Origin of the sequence: Alkaliphilus hydrothermalis (assembly GCF_016908555.1) — a bacterium.
Classification (GTDB): Bacteria; Bacillota; Clostridia; order Peptostreptococcales; family Natronincolaceae; genus Alkaliphilus; species Alkaliphilus hydrothermalis.
Window position 1 is genome coordinate 1 of sequence record NZ_JAFBEE010000043.1, and the last position, 2,315, is coordinate 2,315.

Consider the following 2,315-nt stretch of genomic DNA (forward strand, 5'->3'; position numbering starts at 1 on the left):
TGTTTTTGGCAAGTACTTTTTCAAACATTGCGGAACTTAATTTTCCAAGCACCCCATTTCCATTACTGGGATTTCATGGTAGAATGTGTAAGTCTATGACTCGGGCCTGTGTGCACTAGTAAATGGCTATGATGAACAAGTCGATCTATGATTGCGCTTGTAAGCTTCTCATCATAGAAAATACCATTCCATTTGCTAAATTCTAAATTAGTTGTGAGAATAATACTCCTTTTTTCATAGCACTCTGAAATAACCTGAAATAGTAGTTGAGAACCCTCTTTTTCAAAGGGGATGTATCCCCATTCATCGCAGATCAGCAAGTCTGTTTTTTCGATTTGTCTCATAAATCGCTTTAGTTCCCCCTTTGCCTTAGCTTCACTTAGTTGATTGACTAATGTGGCTGTCCTAAAGAACTTTACCTTCTTACCGATGCTACAAGCTGCAACGCCTATGGCGGTAGCCAAATGGGTTTTCCCAGTACCTACAGGTCCATAGAGGATTAAGTTTTCCTTGTTATCAATGAAACTGGATCTTTTTAACTGCTCAATATCTAGGGCTTTTGGTATCTGAATATGATTAAAGCTATATCCTTCAAGGGTTTTAATAACATCAAAGCCTGCGGCTTTTAGATTCCTGTTTTTACGTGTTATTTCCCGATGTTCTATCTCAAGCTTTAGAAGCTGTGCTAGAAAATCTGCATAATCTGTTGTTTGGATTCTTGAATAATTCTCATATATGTTCTTACCCAGCCTAAGCTCTTTACAGTATTGCTTTATTAACACATCTGAATTCATGATACCAATCCTCCGGAAGTTATTAAGTCATCATAAGAGCTTATATCCAGAGAGTATTCATTAAGTTTAGGGACTGTACTTGGAAGAGATATATCTACCTGTGGCTGATTTCCAGAAGTTAAACGACAATATGTAGCCCATATGCTGTCTGCATCCCATACACCGCATTTAATGCCTTCTTCAAATGCCTCTACAGCACTATCCATATTAGAATCCAAGGTCATACGAACAAATATCTTTAAGGTTTGTCGCTTACACTCGTAATCACAGCTATCAAGAAAAGCCTTGAGTGTAGTGGGGAGCTGGTTGAATAATCCCGTATATTTTAATGCTGTGGGTCTTTTTGCCATTAGCTCTAGATAAGGAATCCATATCATAGATTCATTCTCTGCGCCATAGAGCCGCTTATGTTTAACAATCATGACAGCGTTATTATCTAGGATTTCTAGATCATAGGCACCCGCCTTAATCATTACTTGTTTTCCTGCCATACTAGGAGAAGTTGAATATACTTTCGTTTGGAATTTAATTTTTCCATAGTTATCAGCTTTTACAAACTCATGGAGGTATACATCAAACGAAGCTTCCGGAAGTTTAAAGAATTCCTTTTTGTCCTCTTCAAACAATTCCTTAATTAATCCAAACCCTCTGTAATGTTGCCTTTTCATGTCTTGATCAAGTCGATGCAGGAGCTCTTTATTATATTCTCTTAAATCCTTAAAATCCGGAATCGGTACAAAGAGATTTCTACGATGGTAACCTACCTTGCTTTCCACAGACCCCTTTTCATTCCCCGCGTTAGGATTACAAAAGTTACTTCTAAAGCCATAATGCATCATGAATCTTAAGAATCCCTTTGTTAAGTCTCGTTCTCCATGCTCCTTTATCTTCTTCACTGCGGTAGACATATTATCAAACCATATAGCTGTAGGCACCCCGCCTACATGCTCAAATATTGCCTTAAGACCTTCAAGAAGACACTCTTGATTTTGGCTCTTAAAGAGTTGCGTATATCCAGCGTTACTGTGGGGATAGGATATGTTTAGGTAGTATCCATCATAGGTTGCTCCATTTTCGATGAATCTTGCTTCTCCAAAATCAACCTGAGCTTCTCCTGGGGGATGCTCTAGTGGAAGAGAACCTTCATTATCTATTTTTAACTCCGTCTTGAGCTTTGCAACGAAATCTCTCACAGAACGGTCAGAAGCATCAAATCCGGGATAGAGTTCCTTAAGTCTGTCATAAACTCTTTTGGCGGTATGCCGCTGCTTATGAGGGGCATTTAAATCATCTTGAAGCCATTTGATTACTATATCTTTGTAGGGTGATAACTTTCCTGCTCTTTGTTGTTTAGGTCGTATTTCCAAGTTGAAGTTATCTTTCTCCAAGTACTTCTTAACGGTGGCAAAATCACAACCTGTAATTTCAGCTATTTTTCTCAAACTTTTCCCTTCAAATTTCCTCAAATTTCTGATACGATGTATTTGATCCATTGTTAGCATCTCCTTATTCTCCTTTTCA

Annotated in this window: 2 protein-coding genes; both read right to left on the minus strand. The window is 38.2% G+C overall.

The annotated features are described in order from the left end of the window. Positions 1–62: 62 nt before the first annotated feature. Positions 63–794 carry an IS21-like element helper ATPase IstB gene (gene istB, locus JOC73_RS14900; RefSeq protein ID WP_204404673.1) on the minus strand — a complete coding sequence of 244 codons (732 nt, stop codon included), beginning with the start codon at positions 792–794 and terminating at the stop codon, positions 63–65. Then, a partial coding sequence (istA, locus tag JOC73_RS14905; RefSeq protein ID WP_204404675.1) for an IS21 family transposase occupies positions 791–2,315 on the minus strand: 1,525 nt, incomplete at its 5' end. The genes istA and istB, both read right to left, overlap by 4 nt.

What these genes read in the sequence shown, in the direction of transcription:
- istB (WP_204404673.1), bottom strand. Translation starts at nt 794, where the DNA reads ATGAATTCAGATGTGTTAATAAAGCAATACTGTAAAGAGCTTAGGCTG.